Annotated in this window: 15 protein-coding genes and 1 pseudogene; 6 read left to right on the forward strand and 10 right to left on the reverse strand. The window is 27.7% G+C overall.

Features of this window, described 5'->3' with window-relative positions:
* Positions 1 to 11 precede the first annotated feature (11 nt).
* The 7 genes from rsxC to A966_RS01760 form a co-directional block, all read right to left on the reverse strand.
* Positions 12 to 1,319 (reverse strand): electron transport complex subunit RsxC, encoded by a 1,308-nt coding sequence (gene rsxC / locus A966_RS01730; RefSeq protein WP_008721865.1) that lies wholly within the window; start codon positions 1,317 to 1,319, stop codon positions 12 to 14.
* Between the two features lie 51 nt (positions 1,320 to 1,370).
* Entirely contained in the window at positions 1,371 to 2,225 is an 855-nt protein-coding gene (locus tag A966_RS01735) for a 3-oxoacyl-ACP synthase III family protein (protein ID WP_008721867.1), read from the reverse strand.
* 12 nt (positions 2,226 to 2,237) lie between these two features.
* On the reverse strand, positions 2,238 to 3,257 hold the full coding sequence (plsX, locus tag A966_RS01740; protein WP_008721870.1) for a phosphate acyltransferase PlsX: 1,020 nt from the start codon (positions 3,255 to 3,257) through the stop codon (positions 2,238 to 2,240).
* Positions 3,258 to 3,278: 21 nt separating this feature from the next.
* The gene (gene rpmF / locus A966_RS01745; RefSeq protein WP_008721874.1) at positions 3,279 to 3,473 is read right to left on the reverse strand and encodes a 50S ribosomal protein L32; all 195 of its coding nucleotides are present in this window, start codon (positions 3,471 to 3,473) and stop codon (positions 3,279 to 3,281) included.
* 134 nt (positions 3,474 to 3,607) lie between these two features.
* Positions 3,608 to 4,597: an ABC transporter substrate-binding protein gene (locus A966_RS01750; RefSeq protein ID WP_008721876.1), complete on the reverse strand. Its 990-nt coding sequence runs from the start codon at positions 4,595 to 4,597 to the stop codon at positions 3,608 to 3,610.
* An 11-nt stretch (positions 4,598 to 4,608) separates the two neighbouring features.
* Entirely contained in the window at positions 4,609 to 5,256 is a 648-nt protein-coding gene (gene trmB, locus A966_RS01755) for a tRNA (guanosine(46)-N7)-methyltransferase TrmB (RefSeq protein ID WP_008721878.1), read from the reverse strand.
* Positions 5,257 to 5,723: 467 nt separating this feature from the next.
* Positions 5,724 to 6,893 (reverse strand): hypothetical protein, encoded by a 1,170-nt coding sequence (locus A966_RS01760; RefSeq protein ID WP_008721881.1) that lies wholly within the window; start codon positions 6,891 to 6,893, stop codon positions 5,724 to 5,726.
* Positions 6,894 to 7,008: 115 nt separating this feature from the next.
* On the opposite strand from A966_RS01760, the gene A966_RS01765 reads away from it, so the two are divergent.
* A complete protein-coding gene (locus A966_RS01765; protein ID WP_008721882.1) occupies positions 7,009 to 8,109 on the forward strand; it encodes a coiled-coil domain-containing protein in 1,101 nt (366 codons plus the stop codon).
* Between the two features lie 13 nt (positions 8,110 to 8,122).
* Entirely contained in the window at positions 8,123 to 8,455 is a 333-nt protein-coding gene (locus A966_RS01770) for a cell division protein ZapA (RefSeq protein ID WP_008721885.1), read from the forward strand.
* Between the two features lie 32 nt (positions 8,456 to 8,487).
* On the opposite strand, the gene A966_RS01775 is transcribed toward A966_RS01770, so the two are convergent.
* The 3 genes from A966_RS01775 to hisC all read right to left on the reverse strand — a co-directional run bounded on the left by A966_RS01775 (position 8,488) and on the right by hisC (position 13,009).
* Positions 8,488 to 10,173: a restriction endonuclease gene (locus tag A966_RS01775; RefSeq protein WP_008721888.1), complete on the reverse strand. Its 1,686-nt coding sequence runs from the start codon at positions 10,171 to 10,173 to the stop codon at positions 8,488 to 8,490.
* Between the two features lie 21 nt (positions 10,174 to 10,194).
* Positions 10,195 to 11,874, reverse strand: coding sequence for a restriction endonuclease (locus A966_RS01780; RefSeq protein WP_008721889.1), 1,680 nt, complete (start codon positions 11,872 to 11,874; stop codon positions 10,195 to 10,197).
* A 70-nt stretch (positions 11,875 to 11,944) separates the two neighbouring features.
* Positions 11,945 to 13,009 carry a histidinol-phosphate transaminase gene (gene hisC, locus A966_RS01785; protein WP_008721891.1) on the reverse strand — a complete coding sequence of 355 codons (1,065 nt, stop codon included), beginning with the start codon at positions 13,007 to 13,009 and terminating at the stop codon, positions 11,945 to 11,947.
* Between the two features lie 182 nt (positions 13,010 to 13,191).
* Here hisC and A966_RS01790 point away from each other — a divergent pair, with 182 nt between their 5' ends.
* The 4 genes and pseudogenes from A966_RS01790 (at position 13,192) to flgK (ending at position 19,008) form a co-directional block, all read left to right on the forward strand.
* The gene (locus A966_RS01790) at positions 13,192 to 15,033 is read left to right on the forward strand and encodes a methyl-accepting chemotaxis protein (RefSeq protein WP_008721894.1); all 1,842 of its coding nucleotides are present in this window, start codon (positions 13,192 to 13,194) and stop codon (positions 15,031 to 15,033) included.
* A gap of 198 nt (positions 15,034 to 15,231) precedes the next feature.
* Positions 15,232 to 15,783 carry a hypothetical protein gene (locus A966_RS01795; protein ID WP_008721896.1) on the forward strand — a complete coding sequence of 184 codons (552 nt, stop codon included), beginning with the start codon at positions 15,232 to 15,234 and terminating at the stop codon, positions 15,781 to 15,783.
* 262 nt (positions 15,784 to 16,045) lie between these two features.
* A pseudogene (locus A966_RS01800) lies at positions 16,046 to 16,928 on the forward strand (Rpn family recombination-promoting nuclease/putative transposase).
* A gap of 166 nt (positions 16,929 to 17,094) precedes the next feature.
* Positions 17,095 to 19,008 (forward strand): flagellar hook-associated protein FlgK, encoded by a 1,914-nt coding sequence (gene flgK, locus A966_RS01805; protein ID WP_008721897.1) that lies wholly within the window; start codon positions 17,095 to 17,097, stop codon positions 19,006 to 19,008.
* Positions 19,009 to 19,080 lie beyond the last annotated feature (72 nt).

Raw genomic sequence — 19,080 nt, forward strand, 5'->3', positions numbered from 1 at the left:
TTATCTCCTTATTATCTTCTTAATAAATCTTTTCCAAATCTAATCCACTGCACCAAAGGAATTTTAGAAGGACATATATAAGAACAGCAGCCGCATTCAAAACAAGTTGCTATATCTAAATCATTCAATTTATCTTTGATTTTTGCTTTAGCAGTATGAGCAATTTCAGTAGGAGATAATTTAAGCGGACAAGCATTACCGCATCTTCCGCATTTAATACAAGGATATTCAACTTCTTTTGGTAATTTATCTTTATTTAAGAATAGAAGGGAGTTAGTACCTTTATTAACACATTGTTCAAGATTAGGTATAGCTGCTCCCATCATAGGACCGCCTGAAAGTATAAGAACATCTTCAGCAGTAATACCGCCGCATTCTTCAACTACATGAGAAATAGGAGTACCCAAAGGAAGCCATATATTTTTATGTTCTTTTATGGCATCACCAGATACTGTAACAAGTCTTTCTATAAGAGGTTTATTTTTAGCTACAGCTTCATATATAGCATAAAGAGTAGCGATGTTAACAACTATAACCCCTACATCCATAGGAAGTTTACTAACAGGTACTATTCTTCCTGTAGTAGCTTCTATGAGCATTTTTTCAGCACCTTGAGGGTATCTAAGTCTTAAAGCCATAACTTCAACATTATATTCTTTTCCCATTTTAGCCATTTCTTCTATTGCTTTAGGCTTATTATTTTCTATACCGATAATCGTTCTTTTTACAGAAGGAATTATTTTTCTTAAAATTTCAATACCTTTGAAAAGATACTGAGTATATTCAATCATAAGTCTGTAGTCGCTAGTGATATAAGGTTCGCATTCAACACCGTTAATAATTAAAGTATCAGCATTTCCCTTAGCAGCCCCATCAACTTTTACATGAGTAGGGAAAGTAGCACCTCCCATACCAACTATACCAGCCTGCTGTATTCTTTTAGACATTTCTTCTACAGGCATAGACATATAATCAGAACTCTCAAAGTAAGCTAAATTATCAGCATTACTATCAACATTGATAAGTAAAGCATTAGCTCCGCGTCCTAAAGGAGGTGCAGCAATTTCTACAGATGCAACAGTACCTGTAACAGAAGAATGAACATTTCCTGATACATAACCGCCAGCTTCTCCTATAAGTTCGCCTTTTTCAATTTTGTCCCCTTTATTTTTTAACATTTTAGCTGGAGCACCAATATGCTGTGCCATAGATATTAGGACGGTTTTAGGGGGCTTGGATAGAGCAGATGAAGCGATATCGGCTGTATCCTTACTGTCATGCGGATGAACTCCGCCAAAACGAAATCTACCTAAGTTCATATTATCAATCCTTCACTCAATTAAAAATAAATACTATTTTTTAATTATAAGTTAATTTATAGAAATAACAGCTACAGATTTGGTATAACCGCTTCCATAACTGCATATAGCTACCTTACTGTTTTTCTTTATAGAACCATCTTCCAAAGCCATAGATAATGCCACACCAGATGAAGCACTTAAAGATGAGTGAGCATTTTCCATTTTAGAGTATACTATATCTTTGCTTACTGAAAGTGCATCAACAAAGGCATTGTATGCATTTGGGCTTGAATAAGATGGTATATATAAATCGGGATTTATATTATTAGATGATAATACATCTTTAACATAAAGACCGGCTTTTTTAGCTTCTTCTTCAAAAATACTTCCGTCTTTTATAGAAATAAAATGTTCTTTATTAAGCACGCCTTCTTTAGTATAAGGTTTAGCTGTTCCGCCCATAGGTATATAACAATTTTCTAGAGCATTTCCGTCTGTTACTGAATCTATAAAATCTATTTGAATATCTGATTTTTCATTTGTTACTAAGGCTGCAGCACTTGCATCATCGAATCTATTTTCATCATCACATATATAAAATGATTCTGAAGCAACTACTAAAATATTTTTATATCTTCCGCTTTTAACAAACGCATAAGCGAGTCTTAATGCTGATAAAAAGCCTGTAAAATCACTTTCTATATCAAAACAGAAAGCATTCTTTGCTTTAATTTTTCCTGCTAATATACAGGCTGTGGAAGGATAAATATAATCTTTAGTAACTGTAGCACAAAGAATAGCATCTATATTATTTGGGTCTATGTCTTTTATTACTTCATTTATTGATAGTAGGGCTAAATCTGAGGCTGCCATATTGGTTTTGTTGTTTTTATAAGTGCCTTTACAAGATTTAATATAAACCATTAAAAAAATCCTTTAAAAAATTCTTCTTTTAGCTCCTGAGTCATAAAGTTCTTTAGCTATTTTTTCATTTATTTTGGCATCTAAAAATCTATACATATTTAGTACAGCATTTTTCATACCTATGCCGCTGGTTTTGCCATGTCCTACAAAAGCTCCGCCATTTAAACCTAATAATATAGCTGAACCATAAGAATCGGAACTCATTTTTGATTTCAAATTATTAAATACAGGTTTCATCATAAGCCCTCCCATAACGCTGATAGGATTCTTCTTAACTTCGTCTTTTAATAGATTAACAACAAAAGAAGCTGTTCCTTCTATAGTTTTTAACACTATATTTCCATCGAATCCGTCAGTTACAACAACATCAACACTATCAGATTTTAGCATATCATTAGGCTCTATATTACCTATGAAATTAATTTTTTTCATTTTTTGAAGACGCTCAAATGATTTTTTAGCATTAGCGTTCCCTTTAGAGTCTTCTTCGCCTATATTCAAGAGTCCGACTCTAGGATTATCTATCTTTAAATATCTTTTAGCAAATACTCTGCCCATAACGGCAAATTGAACTATATAATCTGTAGTGCAGTCAACATTTGCTCCCATATCCAACATACAGAACTCGCCGTTTAATTTTGGAAGTGTAGATATAAGAGGTGGACGCATAACGCCTTTTAAACGTCCTATTTCAGTAAGAGCTGCGGCTAAAGTAGCACCTGTATTTCCTGGTGAAAAGAAACCATCTGCTTCTTTCTCTCTAACCAAACGAGCAGCCAATAAAACGGAGGCATTCTTTTTATGTTTTATGCCGTTAGCAGGACTTTCATTCATATCTATTATTTCATCTGTATGTCTTATATCTATACGATTATGATCATATTTAGTTTTAGATATGGCTTGTGATATGTTTTTTTCATTGCCTACTAAAATTAAATTAATATCTTTATTTTCTTGTAGGGCACTAACAGCACCTAATACTAGTTCTTCAAGAGGCTTTTCTCCGCTGGCTACATCTATGGCTAAATTCATAACAACTTCCTAAAATTAGTTTTATCCGGCATTTTGTGTTTTTGGAGCTTTGATTACTCTGTCTTTATAAAAACCGCATTCCGGACAGATTCTATGAGGCATTCTTTCTGCTCCGCATTGAGGACAGATTGATAATGAGCCTAAGAATCTTTTATCATTAGCTGCTTGTCTTGATCTTTTTTTTGCTTTCGATTTTCTATGCTTTGGTACCGCCATTTTTTTCTCCTTATATTTAAATGTTCAAATAAATTCAAAAATTAAGATAATTATCGCTATTATACGATACAAATTTTAGACTATAATACTATGAAGAATCAATTTTGTCAAGCAGAATTAACATAATATATAGTCTATTTTCTTGTAACTTTTCCATCTCTTATTACTATAGAACTTTTATCTAGTATTTCTTCTGTAAATTCTAGATTATAATCTTTAGCGATATCTTCATTAATAAGAATTCTGTATGAATCAGATAATTGTACAAAATTTAATCCTTCTGTTCTGCCATTGTTATTTATTACATCATTAAGAAGCAATGCTAATTGTCTGCCTAAATAATAATAATTGAAATCTAATGAGAATAATATTGATGAATTTACAGCTTCCGAAATATCAGTATTTATCAATGGAATAGAATATTCATCGCATAAATGTGATATAGAATATATATTCTTATTTATATATTCTTCATCGGCTAAAATCATATAGTCTATGTCTTTAAATTTGATAATATTTTCTATATCATGAGAATTAAAATCTTTTTCTATTTCCAAGGGATAATATATTATATTCTCATTGCTGCAATATTGGGTAATATGTTTAGATATATTCACTGACATTACTGAGTTTTTAGTGTATAAATAAGCAATACTTTTTACCTTGTTTTCAGAAATGATTTTTATATACTTGGTAATATCCAAATTGACATAAACGCCTGTAATATTATTATTCTGAATTTCATTTCTGCTTATATTACTTAATGATAAATTATCAAAAGAACCAGCAAATACTATAGATTGCGGAACTATTATATTCATAGATAGTAAAGTAGCATTTTCTCCTATAATTACCGCTATACTAGAGTTATCATCTCTTACATTATTAGCAGTTCTTATTATTGATAAATCATCATTATCCAATTCGTAAAAGTTAATTTGAACATCCATTTTATCAGATAATATTTGATCTAAGAGTCCTTTTTCTATAGAAGCGTATTTTCTAGAATTTTTTTCTTTTATTATACTTATAATAGTAGTTTTTTGCGAGTTTTCTTCATTACTGCATGAAAATAAAAAAAGAATTAATAGCAATAATATAATTTTTAAGTTATTAGTTATCATACATCTATATTTTATATTTTTTTAGAGTGAGCAAAGAAGTATATATTATGACCTATTGCTCTCATTTTCTCCTCATAAAGTGTTATGCCGTAGCCTTCTAATTTATTTACATAATCTGATGATAAAGCATTTTTAAATATTAATGACTCTTTATAAATAGGATTCATTATTTCTAATGCATAATTATCATCATCTGTAACTGAATAGAATATACCATCATCTTTAAGTAAAATATTCATCTTACCCAAAAAATCTTTAGTAAATATTCTTCTATGAGCATGTTTTTTCTTAGGCCAAGGATCAGGAAAGTTTAAATATATTTTATCAAAATAATATTTGCCGTTTAGATATTTATCTATTATATTATTAGCCTCGCCGAATATAATAGTTAGATTTTTTATATTTCTTTTATATGCTTTTGATACTGCTTTTTTAGCGGCTTTATATGAATATTCTATTCCTATAAAATATTTATCTTTATTATTCATAGCAAGCTCTACTATAAATTTTCCGTTGCCGCAGCCTATTTCTAATTCTATTATTTCATAACCGGATAATCTGTTTTGCAGTTCATTTGATATTGCAGAACTATCTTCTGAATTAAAATCATCTAATAAATATTCTTTTAATATTGATTCATCAAGATTTAAATTTCTCAATTATATTCCTCATTACTAATATTTTACTTGAATGATATATTACTTAATTTTTATGTCAATACTTAATATATTAAAGCATTATAATTTTATATATGCGGTGTTTACGCCGAAAACTTAAATAAATCTTGGGTGGGCAGCTAATAAATGTGATACAAATAAAAAAGAAAATAAAAATTATGAATTAAAAGTTAATTAAAAAGCCTAGAGGGTGGGCAAATGAAAATAAATTTTAAAACTTTAATTACATACCCCGCCCTTTATTCTTTACAGCGTATTTTTTATATTTTAATTTAAATTAATTTTACTGCTTATTTAGAAATGTTAACACCCGCCCAAATTTTATTTAAATTTTAAAATCTATTTAACGCACGATTTAGTATTTCTTTTATAATGGATTAAACTGAATTAATAATGTAATTAATTATAAAATTTAGTTTACCGTGCGTTTTTTCTAATAATATTTTTAATTAAAATACGGCTTTCATAGCAATATAGTATCTTCCGTCAGTAGAGCCTTGAAATCCAAATGAAATAGGATCAAATTTCACATAAGCAGAATATTCTAAACAAAACAAATCTTCTTTAGGATCAAAACTGTATGCATGATTATCATTATTGTTAACAGGTATATAAAATAGAGGTCTCAAAGCAACATTTATCATTTTCCATTCAAGTCCAAGTTCAAACCTTAAATAATGTGCGTCATTATCTCTCCAAGTATATTCACCTAATAAATTTAGCCATAAGTCCTTATTAAGAAATGGAATTCTTCCCATACCGGATAATTGCACCAGATGATGAGTATAATATTCCTTTTCATCGTTAATATTATCTGGGGTATTATATCTGCTTTTAAAATTGTCAGGAGAAAGAGAGTTTTTGTTATTGTATTGATATAGAAGCTGAGCTCTGAAGTAGTCTCCGTTAATTTTGAAAACAGCGGCCAATGGATTTGAATCTTCAGAAAAACCTTGCGAATAAGATAATTCATAATAAGAACCTATAAATCCAGCCCTAAAACCCATTTCATTATTAACTCTAGGAATATACCAATGCGGAGCAAAGTTTGCAGATTCACTGTCAATAACAGAAGGCAAAAGCATAAATGTAGAACCATTAATATCATTAACTGCTTTCATTCTAAAAGATAATAATATTCTAGTTAAAGTAACAGTTTCTATACCAGCATCATATAATCCTATACTTCCTGTAGCATAATCTTTATTAAATACATCAAATTTAGAAGTCATAGTTACAAATGGAGTTGCAGAAAACATCCAATCAAAATGGAAACTTTTACCTACAGATAAATACATGTCAGGCATACTAAAATGTCCATCTTTCAAATTAACACCTATTAAAGTATTCATGTGTATTTCTATAGTTGAAAGTTCATATAATAGTCTTGATGGGAATGAATTTTTTAATCTATTTTCTCTTTTATGACTTTCATGTATATAGTCAAAAGGCATATAACTTTCTGTAGGTCTTTCATATTCTATACCTATATAAGGCCAAACATCTACAGCACCTTTCAATAGATTTTGTTCCTTATCAGTATATGGAGATTGTCCGTATATTATTGTACTGTATATCAATATTAATGGCAGAACTATGAATTTTAATATATTCTTCATAAAAACCTATTTTTATATTATGTTTATATATTATATTGTATCATATAAATAAAAAATTGACAATTGAATTTATATGTGATATAATTTTTAATATATATTTTTTTGGGGGGAAAATTTGAAAGAATTTACAATTTTAGAAGAAAAATTGAAAGATATTTTAGATGAATACCAATTAATTTCATTTGATAATAAAGAATTATACCAAGTTATAGAACAGCTTAAATCAGAAAAAGAAGAATTAATAAACAGTTTGAAAAATGTGAAAGATAGTTTCAATCTTTTAAAAGAAGAAAAAACTATATTAGAGGCTGACAAAAGAAATGCTACTGATAATTATAATTCTATAAAAGAAGATAAAGATAATTTAATAAAACAATTAGAAGCTACTAGAATAGAAAGAGATACTCTTAAATCTAATTTAGAAAATATAGAAAAAGATTCTATAGCCTTAATAGAAGAAAATGATACTCTTAAAAAAGAATTAGAAAAAGCAATAAGAGCTATAGATTCTCTAAATAAAGAAAACAATGATCTTAAAGAAAAATTAAGTATTCTCATAGAAAGAATAGACAGTGTTAGGAAATCTAGTTTTGAATCTAAGAAATCTCATCATTCAGCTATTATTCATAATTCAGAAAATGCCTCTCATAATGATTTAGTTAACAATGCTGCATCAGCTAATAATGTAAGTGCAGTTAATGTAAATGCAGTTCATAATAATGTAAATGCAGTTCATAATAATGAAGAAAATAATAATAAAGAATTAAAAGAAACAGCTAAAGAAGTTAAAGAAGAAGTTAAAAATGCTGAAAATGAGTTTGCGAATGATTTAGAAGAGCCTGATGAAGAAAATCCTTTTAAAAGTGATGAACAATTATCTAATGAATATGAGGAATATAAATCTGAAAATCAGATTAACAAAAGCAGCGATACAAAAGAAGTAAATGAAATAAAAGAAGTTAAAGAAGTTTCAAATGTAAAAGTGAGCGAAGATGAAGATCCATTCAGTAATGCTTCAGATGCTAGTTGGGATAATGATATAAAAAATGAAGAGGTAGAAAATAAAACTAATGAGGCATCAGCAGAGAATATTGAAGAAATTGATGAGAAAGAGAGCAAAGAAGATAATTATGAGTTTGATATAAATGAAGATGATCAGTATATGTTTGGTGATGATGATGAGGAAGAATTTTTCTTTGATAATGAATCAAAATAATAGGTAAATAATTATGGATAATATTAATATTGTAGAGGTTAATATATACGGAAGGACGCTAAGCATAAAATCTCAAGACGGCAATGCTGAATATTTAAAAGAAGTTGCAGAATTTGTTAATGAGAGTATGAATGATATAGCAGAGCATTATGGTCCAAATTATCCAAGAGATACTATAGCCATACTAGCATGTCTTAATATAGCAGATCTTTTAAAAAGAGAAATAGCAAATAATAAAGCAGGAAAAGATACATTATTGGCATTAAAAGAAAGTATAGCTTCCAGATCAAATGAGCTTATAAGACTCATAGATGAAACTAAAGATATTAATAAGGAAAAACAATAAAGTTATAATTAGATTATAGTTCATTGTTATTATTATATTTGACTATCTCTAAGCATATAATTAAATTGATTTCTTGTATAAACTTTAATTTTATCATTATGTGTAGCATAACTTCTGGCACTATTTGTAAGTTCAAGAGGAAGAATTAATATTCCATTTTTTGCCCCAGCCTCATTTATAAGAAGCATAAAATCTCTAATGACAAGTTCCCCTACCTCAGTATTTCTCCATCGCTTGAAAGATATTAAAGTTAAATCTTTTTTACTTTTATTTGCGGAAAATGCCAAATAATTAACTTCATCTCCGTAATCATAATCTATTAACTTTTCATTATATTCCTGCACAGCTGAATATAAAAGTTTTTTCTGTATTATATCCTGACATATACTTTTAAAAGATGACAAGCTTATATCATAAATTTTATCTACTTTCTTACTGCTTACATTTTCTATAGTAGCATTATTTTCATTTATATTGCATTCTAATAATATTTTTTCAATATCTACACTTCTTTCTATTTCTATTAAATTTAATATTTTGTCTAAACTATTAAAAGAATCTTCCCACAAACTTACAGCATTTTCCCAAGCTTCTATATACTTAGCATCAACATATTTTTCATAATTTTCTTTTATATATTTATCATTATTATTTAAGAGCATATCTCCTCTTAATTTTTTTAACTGAACTTCAGCTTTTGCAATAGCAGATAAATAATTAAACATACTATCCAAATCATATATGCTGAATTCAGGATCATTGAATAATTTGATATGCTCAAAATAACTTATAGCACTATTAATATCTTTGATAAAATAATTGTAAAAACCAAAATCTAAAATAATAATAGTTTCATCTTTTGTTATTTCATTTATTTTGTACTGTTTTGAGTATTGATTATATAAATTAATAAAAGCTTCATTGTCATCTGATTTATATAATATATACAAATATATTCGGTTTATGAAAAAGCGGTATTTAGAATCATTTTTAATTGCTCTTGATGATAATATAGATTCTGCCAAGCTTCTTGCACTGTTAATTTCATCATTTATAATATATAGTGAAATCAGTATTTTCTCTACCAATGTCATTTCATCATAGTCTTCTTCAATATTGCTTATATTTCTGCTTAATCTCTTATGAAGCTCTTCAAGCATAGGAATAACTTTTTTATACTCTTTATTTATAAAATAAGATATAGCAGCTATTTTAAGCTCGTATATTTCAAAATCATTTTTATTATTTAAAACTCTATTAAAATATTCTGAAGCTAATCTATAAGCCCCTTCTCTTCCAAGCTCTGTAGCTGCTTTTATAGAATAGTATGTATTATTAACATCTATCTGAGCTATTTTTAAAGTATATTTTAAACTTTCTTCTCTATTATCTAATTTGCTGTATAACTCTTCAAGTTTTTTATATATATTTAATTCTTCTCCTTCAAAATATTTAATATTAAGAAGTTTTTCATATTTTTCTATAGCTTTTTCTGTCATATTGTACTGTTCTTCTATTACCGCTAATTCATATATTGAATTATAATCTTTAGGATTCAACTGTATTTTTTTCTCAAGCTCATCTATCTTTTTCTTTATGTCTTTCGGCTTATATGTATGATTACTTCCTATCATTATACTTTTTAAGAAGAAAATGATTCCTAATACTATTATTATAGATACCGGAACTATGATTATATAAGTGTAAGAGTCAAGCATAATATGTCCTATGTTTAGTAATTATTTTACAAAATTACTTTTTAAAAATGAATTAAATTGGCTTCTTGTATAAACAGTAATTTTTTCATTATGTTTTGCATAGCTTTTTGCACTATTTGACAATTTCACAGGTAGAATCAGTATCCCATTTTTTGCCCCGGATTCATTGACCATAAGTAAGAAATCTCTGATTATAAGTTCGCCTACCTCAGTATTTTTCCATCTTTTTATTGAAATTAATGTTAAATCCTTTTTATTTTTATTAGTAGGGTACGCCAAATAATTAACATCATCTCCATATTCATAATTTATTACATTATCTGAATACTCCTGCAATATAGAATATGATAATTTATTTTGAATTATATTCTGGCAGAGTTTTTTGAAATTACTCAAACTTAATGAATATATAGTATCTATATTTGTAATTCTTTTCTGCCTATTATCATCATTTAATTGTTTTTCTATATTATATTCATTTAGTATTTTATCAACATCAATAGTATTTTGAATTTCTACCAATGAATTAATATAATCAAAATTATAGAAATTTCCTTCCCATAATCCCAATACTTTTTCCCATATTTCTATTAATTCGCTGTCAATATATTTATCATATCTTTCATTTACATATTTTTCATCATTTAGTTTCATAGCATTTCTTAGTTTGCTTAATTGAAGTGATGCTTTATTAACTTCATTAAGATACAGCAGTATTTGATCTAAATAATAAACGCTGTATTCCAATTTATGAAAAGAATTCAATTTTGTAAAGAACCTTATAGAAGCATCTATATCTTTTAAGAAATATGAATAAAATGCAAAATCAAATATAAGCCCTGCATATTTATAATCTGCCTCTTCTAAATTATATAAACTAATTATATTATTATACATTTTTCTAAATATTTCATTATCAGATAATTTATACAATGTGTACATATACATTTTATTAATATATAATCTATGTTCTTCGCTTATATTTTTATTTGATAATATTTGTTCTATGAATGTAATTGCTCTATTAAGCTCATCAGCCGATATGTACATAGATATCATCAATATTTCAAGATTATAAATTTCTGATACATCTATTTCTTTATCATTGGATATTTTTTTGTATAATTCTTCTAAAAAGATTATAGACTTTCTATAATCTTTAATCATAAAAAATGATAATGCAGCTGTTTTTGCCTCTTCTGCATCTATATTTTCTTTTGATACTATCACTTTATTAAAGTATTCGCAGGCAAGTTTATATTTGCCTTCTTTTCCAAGCATAGTACCTAATTTCATAGCATAATAAATATTATTAGGTTCAGCTTTTTCAATTAAAAGAGAATATTTAAAACTTTTTTCTTTATCTCCTAATTGAGAATATGCCGGCTCTAATTTTTTGTATATCTCAATTTCATTAATATCATTATCCGCAAAATATCTCTCTTTGATAAGTTTTTCATATTTCTCTAATGCATTATTAAAGTCGCCGTATTTTTCTTCAAGCATAGCTAATTGATAAATGGAGTCTAAATCATTTTCATTTTCTGATATATTCTTCTGCAGCTCATTCATCATCTTTTTTATATTTTTCTTAGGCTTATTTTTATTTTTAGAAAAAATATTTTTAATCATTATAATTGTAGATATTAATATAACGATAAATATTACTGCTATTATTATGTATAATGTAGTGTCTTTCATGTTTTTATCCAATATTTTATATTTTGTTATTTATTTATGTAAAAAAAATTAAAAACTTTAAATAATTTCTTTAATTTTTTATTATATCTTTTATTTTTTCTAAAAATATATCCATTTCTTTGTCTGAGCCTATTGTTACTCTTATATAATTATTTATAATATCTTTTTTGAAGTATCTTACTAATATTCCCTGCTCTTTCAATTTTAAGTAAATATCTTCAGCGAATATATTTTTATGCGATATAAATATAAAATTAGATTTAGAATCAAGAACATTAAATCCTAATTCATTTAATTCAGTTTTTGTTCTTTCTCTTGTATTTATAATTTTATTAACAGTATCTTTAAAATACTCTTTATCTTTTAGAGCTTCTATTCCTGCTGTTATAGAAAGTCTATTAATAGTGTATGAATTAAAAGAGTATTTAATATTTTTAAGCCCCTGAATTAAATTTTCATTACCTATAGCAAAGCCTAAACGAATTCCTGCTAATGATCTTGATTTTGAAAAAGTTTGTATCACTAAAAGATTATCATATTTATCTATAAGTTTATATGCACTTTCTGTTTCAGCAAAATCAATATATGCTTCATCTATTATCACTATATTATTTTTATTGCTTATTATAATTTCTTCTATTTGAGACGGATTAAGCAGTAATCCTGTTGGTGCATTAGGATTTGCTATAAATATTCCTGAATCTAAATTTTTATAATTATTAATATCTATACTAAAATCATCTTTAAGAGGTATTTTCACCTCATTTAAATCAAAAAGATCTGAATATACCGAATAAAAGCTGTATGTAATATTCGGATAATAAACTTTATCTCCTTTATTAAAGAAAGCCATAAAAGAAAAAGCCAATATTTCATCAGAGCCGTTTCCTATAAATATATTATTTGTATTTATATTGTATAATTCAGATATTTCTTTTTTCAAATCTGTTACATTAGGATCCGGATAAAGTCTTAAATCATCGAATCTGCTTTCCGTTAAAGCTTTTTTTACATAAGGAGAAGGAGGATACGGAGATTCATTAGTATTTAATTTTATATAATTTTTATCTTTAGGCTGTTCACCCGGAGTATATGGTTCTATAGATTTAGCTTTATTACTTAGAAATTTATTCATGACTAATCCTTATATTTATTTATAGATTATTATATATGATATTTTTATAAAATCAATAGCAAAATATTTTATAATAAAAAATTGACTTACAAAATTTAATTGTTATATTAATCAATATGTTATTTATCTTTTCTAATTTTTGATTTTTTTATTTTTATATCTAAATACAGAGGTTTTTATAAATGAAAAAAATACATAGTTTATCTTTTAAAGTTCCCGTTATAATAATTTCTATTATATTTATTACAATAGTTTCATTAGCTTCAATTTCTATTTGGTCTTCTTCTAGGGCTATTAGAAAAGCTGCCTTAGAAGGTTTTACTTCTACAGCTTCAGGATATTCTTATATGATAGATATGGTTCTTCATGAACAGTTATTGGCGATAGCTACCTATTCACAATCAGCGGCATTGGTTAATGGTATTATTAATATAGATGATGAAGCGGTAAAAAGCGAATCATTAAAGAGATTAAAAGATTTTGCTTCAGTTAATACTTATGCTATAAATATAGGTTTGGCAGACATTAATGGTGTTGTTTTGCTTGACAGTGCTAATCCTAAACTTATAGGAGCATCTATAGCAGATATTCATAAAGATTTATTTACAAAAATGAAAGCTAATAATTATAAGTTTACATTTGATAATTCTACAAGTATTTCATCTACAACAGGAGGGCAGGCATTGCTTCTTTGCGGCGGAATAAAGAATACTCAGGGGAACTTTGTAGGATTGGTTTATATTAATTTGGACTTGAAAAAAGTAAATGATGAATTTATAAAGAGTTTAAATATCAATGGAAGAATCACCGTAGCTAATAATGATGGAAATATATTATTATCATCAGATGACAATAGTATAGGAGGCAGTCTTCCAGATGTTTATAATGTCATAAAAACAAAAGATGAAGGCATTATTGAATCTTATTATATAGAAGGTCAGGAAGGAAAACGTTCAGCAGCTTATAAAAATATAGATATAATGCCTTGGACTTTTGTATTTGCTAAAGCAGATAGTGAAATATATAAAGAAATAAAATATACTATTTTTCGTACATTGATAATAGGACCTCTTTTTATAATATTATGTACTATAATAATATTTATGTATATTAAGAGCATTACTAAACCTTTAGATGAATTAGTTATTATATCAAGAGAAATTTCTAATGGAGATTTAACTTCCACTCATAGAAATATAAACCGCAAAGATGAGCTAGGGGTATTGGCGAATTCTTTTTTTGACATGAGAGACAGGCTTTCAAGTATTATTATAAAAGTAAGAACTTCATCTGATGAAATAAGAATGAATGCAAAAGAGCTTTCTTCCGGAAGTGCGGATTTATCAAAAAGAACAGAATCGCAGGCTGCAAGTTTGGAGGAAACAGCTTCTTCAATGGAGCAAATGGCTTCTACAATAAAATCATCTGCAGATCAGTCTGTAGAGGGTAATAAAATGATGATAGATTCAAGAGATGCCATTCAAAATGCCGGCGAAATAATACTTGATACTACTAAAAATATAGAAGAAGTTTATGATGCTAGCACTAAGATTAAAGATATTACTAAGATAATAGAAGACATTGCTTTTCAAACTAATATACTTGCTCTTAATGCGGCCGTAGAGGCGGCAAGGGCAGGCGATATGGGTAAAGGCTTTGCTGTTGTAGCAAGCGAGGTTAGAAATTTGGCACAAACTACACAGTCATCAGTAAAAGATATCACTCACTTAGTTGATAATGCCTATGAAAAAATCAACAAGGCAACAGAATCTGCAAGAGCTTCACAGGATATATTCAATGAGCTTCAGGAAAAGATAGAAAATACTGCAAAAATAATGCGTGATATAAGTTCAACAGCAGTAGAGCAGCATGAAGGTGTGGAACAGGTTAATAAAGCTGTTACAGACATGGATATGGTAACTCAGCAGAATGCTGCTTTGGTTGAGGAGGCTTCTTCTTCGGCTAATGCCCTATTAAATCAGGCGGAAGAATTGGTTAATGCTATGAGTTTCTTTAAAGTATAAAATTTTTTAAGTATAAAAAATTAATAAAAATAATAGGCTGTCTTTCAAAAAGGAGGCTTATTATTTTTTTAATGCCAATAATTAATTTGATAAATACACAATGCCTATGTATTGTATATTAAAAAAAACTTGACAAGTTATATATTATACTATACTATCTAAAAAGTTTTTTTATTTATAAAAAATTAGGAGGTAAAAATGAAAAAACTTTTAATTATTTTTTCTTTTGTATTTATAGCAGCATGTGGAGGAAAGACAGCAGGGCAAGTTTCAGTACCAGGAGTTGAGAAAAATAGTAAAGAAGCTGCCGAGTTTTTGGATGCAGTTAAAGGAAAAGCTATTGTACCTTTAAGATCTGCAAGAGGATTTCCTGTCGGGTATTTTAAAGATAATGGAGATATAGCAAGCCGTTATCATCATCCTATTCTGCAAGGTGATTTAATTTTTATAGGTATGACCAATAACTATGCTATATATTCAAGAAAAAGACAAGAGACTGCAAATGAATATGCAGATGAATATACAGCTATCACTTTATCTGAAGATAAAACGCTTATTAGAATCTATCTTGAATCATCTGATTATTCCTCTGAAATTTCTAAATGGAGAAGAGAAGGTGCTAATTGGGACAATTATCCTAAAATGGAGATATCAGATCTAGGATTTGAAGATAGAGAATATACTAAAGATGATTATATTTATAAGATTACAGATGATGAATATGACGAGAATGATTTTATAAATAAATAAAATTAATTTTTAAAGCGGGCTGAAATTATATGTTTTTGCCCGCATATTTTTTTTATTATGCAGTCTTATTAAGGCAGTATTATTAATCTATAAGATATTATTCAAAGTTTAGTCTTTAAAAATTATACTATATTAAAACTGTTAATTTATAAAATTATTTCATCAAACAAAAATATATTATTTTAGGCTTATTTTATAAAAAGAATTTGTTTAACTAATATTAAATCTTATCTGCATATTATAATTTTTGGATCTAATAAAAATGAGAAACATAAATAGAATGAATGATATTTTATAAGATATTTGCTTGCATCTGAAGGAAATGAGGATATACTTGAGAATATAGTAAATTCTGTACTAAAAGATTTAGGATTTGAAGAAGTTCATAATCTGCATATCATTAATCCTCATAATCTTCCTGAAAATATTAATTTAAAAGAATCCGTACTAGATGTTAAAGCCATTACAAAAAGCAATAAAAAAATAATTATAGAAATACAATTATCAGGCAATATAGATTTTTTAAAGAGAATATATTATTCTATATCTAGAAATATAGTGAGTGAAGTAGAGGAAAAAGAATCGTATGATATAATTAGTGAGATTATAAGTATTAATTTTGTTAATTTTAGTATGGATTTTAATGATGAAGGAAAACCTCATAGGTGTTTTAAATTAATAGATACGGAAAATCATAATGTTGTTTTAGATATGGTGCAGATGCATAATTGGAAGTTCCAAGATTTAAAAGTATTTTATATGCCTCTAATACTGAAGATATAAAGAGAAATAAAATATTATCTTGGATAGAGTTTTTTACAGCAAAAGATTTAGATAAGGCAAAAGAAAGATTAAAGGAGGCAAATTTTATAATGGATAAAGTAATTAATAAATATGAACGTTTTATATCAAGCGAAGATGAAATGGAAGTTTATAATGCAAGAGATGCTTTTTTATATGGTCAGACTGTTATGCTTAAGAAGGAGAGGGAAGAAGGCATAAAAGAAGGAATAGAGAAAGGAATAGAGAAAGGTAAAAAATCTGAAAAGATTGCCATAGCTAAAGAAATGAAAAACAAAAATATGAATATAGAACTTATAAGAGAACTTACAGGATTAAGTATAGAAGATATAGAAGAACTATAATATATTTTAACAAATAATTTTTTCTATATATGGATAAATATTTAATGCTTTTATTATGTTACCTTTTGTTACAATAATAATAAAAAAAATGTAATAAATTTTTTTATAAATACGATAATTCTAATAATTAATTAGAAGTAAATTATTATTTTTAAGGAGCATAATAATGTCAACAAGCTCATTTTTTGGTATAGAATTAGGTAAAAGATCTCTGCAAAACTTCAAAACAGCATTAGAAGTTACAGGTCATAATATAAATAATGTTGCCACTAAAGGATACAGCAGACAGAGAGTTGTAATGCGTACTTTTGATAAGCCTCTTGAAGCTCCTAGCCTTAATAGGGCGGAACGTGCTGGGCAATTAGGACAGGGTGCTGAAATAACTACAGTAGAGAGAATAAGAGATCAGTTTATAGACTCTAAAATAATGATGGAGCTTGGTACAGACGGTTATTGGAAAACTAAGTCTGATTATTTAAAGCAGTTGGAAGCTATATATAATGAGCCTGGTAATGCTAATTTAAGAAGCGATTTAGATGCTTTTTGGGATTCTTGGCAGGAAATGGCGGCTAATCCTGCAGAAAGAGGAACAAGAATGGTTCTTGTAGAGAGAGCAGACAGAATAAATAATTCTATTAATCAAATGTTTAATCAAATGAACGGTATGCGTAATAATTTGAATAACTTAGTTGAAAATAAGGTTAAGAGAATTAATGATATAGCTAATTCTATAAAAGATTTAAATGTTGAAATAGTAAAACAGCAGGCGCTAGGACAAAGCCCTAATGATTTATTAGACAGAAGGGACTTACTTGTTGATGAGCTTTCTTCGCTTGCTAATGTTGATATAAAATCTATGGATCCTGATGAAACTATTGTTTATATAGGCGGAAGAGCTTTGGTTCAGGGCAATATTGTAAGCGAATTAAGTGCTGAAAAAAATATTAATAATGAAGGAATGTATGATATTTATTGGAAAAAAGATCATGTTCAGGTACAGTTTGAAGGCGGAGAATTAAAGGCTTTATTAGAACTTAGAGATGTTGATACAGTTGATGCCATTAATGATATAGATACTTTCGCTATGAATTTAGCTGACAGTGTAAATGAAATACATAGAAGCGGTTTCGGTCTTAATCAGGAAACAGGTATAGATTTCTTTACAGTTACAAAAACTACTCCTTCTGTAATAGGTAATTTTGATATTAATAATGACGGACAGGAAGATTCTACTATAATGTTCAAAGTAAGTGGTATTAATTCAGTGGATTCTACTGCAAGTATAGGAAGCAGCGGAACTTTAGTATTCGGCAATAAATCCAGAGAAGGTGCTGATGTTGCTATAGATTATACTGCTCAGATGAAAGTAGGAGAATTGATAGATAAAATCAACTCAAGCGAGGCTAATGTTTCAGCTTATTTAGATAATAATAACAGACTTGTACTTAAAGCCAGAGGATTTGATGATTATATGAAGCCTTCATATTTTATTAAACATATAGAGGATTCCGGCGATTTCTTAGTAGGAATAACAGGAGTATTAAATCAATCCGGAGCTAATGGAGCTTATAATTGGCAGACAATAGATCAGGTTAATCAATTAGCAGGCGATTTCAGAAACTTTACAGTTACTCCTGACAGACACCCTGCTTCAGCTATTGCCATTAATGACATTATAAGAAATGATGTTAATTATATAGCTGCTTCTAAAGGTATAGATACTACAGGTAACGGCTTTAATGATAAATGGAATGGAATAGGCGACGGCTCTAATGCTTTGGCTATAGCTAATTTGAAAAATAAAGAGATAATGATAGACAGTAAATCTACATTCAATGATTTCTATACAGGAAGTCTTGCTAAAATATCCTCAAGAACAGAAACAGCTAATGCTGAAACCGAAAAGCAAACTGTTGTTATGGAATATCTTGAAAAATTAAGACAGTCTGTATCCGGAGTTAATTTAGATGAAGAAGTTGCTCAAATGGCTATGTATCAGCATGGTTATAATGCTTCGGCAAGGGTTGTAAGTATTATGGATCAGCTTTTAGATGTTGTAATAAACAGAATGGGTGTGTAAGTAATATATAGATTTTTTTGAGGCGGTATCAAAAAAGAAGATGCCGCCTATTTTTATATAAAAAATATTATA

The organism is Brachyspira hampsonii 30446 (assembly GCF_000316195.1).
Lineage (GTDB): Bacteria > Spirochaetota > Brachyspiria > Brachyspirales > Brachyspiraceae > Brachyspira > Brachyspira hampsonii_C.

Excerpts from the sequence above, each read along its gene's own strand:
- rsxC (WP_008721865.1), bottom strand. The coding sequence starts at position 1,319 with ATGAACTTAGGTAGATTTCGTTTTGGCGGAGTTCATCCGCATGACAGT.
- A966_RS01735 (WP_008721867.1), bottom strand. The coding sequence starts at position 2,225 with ATGGTTTATATTAAATCTTGTAAAGGCACTTATAAAAACAACAAAACC.
- plsX (WP_008721870.1), bottom strand. The coding sequence starts at position 3,257 with ATGAATTTAGCCATAGATGTAGCCAGCGGAGAAAAGCCTCTTGAAGAA.
- rpmF (WP_008721874.1), bottom strand. The coding sequence starts at position 3,473 with ATGGCGGTACCAAAGCATAGAAAATCGAAAGCAAAAAAAAGATCAAGA.
- A966_RS01750 (WP_008721876.1), bottom strand. The coding sequence starts at position 4,597 with ATGATAACTAATAACTTAAAAATTATATTATTGCTATTAATTCTTTTT.
- A966_RS01760 (WP_008721881.1), bottom strand. The coding sequence starts at position 6,893 with ATGAAGAATATATTAAAATTCATAGTTCTGCCATTAATATTGATATAC.
- A966_RS01770 (WP_008721885.1), top strand. The coding sequence starts at position 8,123 with ATGGATAATATTAATATTGTAGAGGTTAATATATACGGAAGGACGCTA.
- A966_RS01775 (WP_008721888.1), bottom strand. The coding sequence starts at position 10,173 with ATGCTTGACTCTTACACTTATATAATCATAGTTCCGGTATCTATAATA.
- A966_RS01780 (WP_008721889.1), bottom strand. The coding sequence starts at position 11,874 with ATGAAAGACACTACATTATACATAATAATAGCAGTAATATTTATCGTT.
- hisC (WP_008721891.1), bottom strand. The coding sequence starts at position 13,009 with ATGAATAAATTTCTAAGTAATAAAGCTAAATCTATAGAACCATATACT.
- A966_RS01790 (WP_008721894.1), top strand. The coding sequence starts at position 13,192 with ATGAAAAAAATACATAGTTTATCTTTTAAAGTTCCCGTTATAATAATT.
- A966_RS01795 (WP_008721896.1), top strand. The coding sequence starts at position 15,232 with ATGAAAAAACTTTTAATTATTTTTTCTTTTGTATTTATAGCAGCATGT.
- flgK (WP_008721897.1), top strand. The coding sequence starts at position 17,095 with ATGTCAACAAGCTCATTTTTTGGTATAGAATTAGGTAAAAGATCTCTG.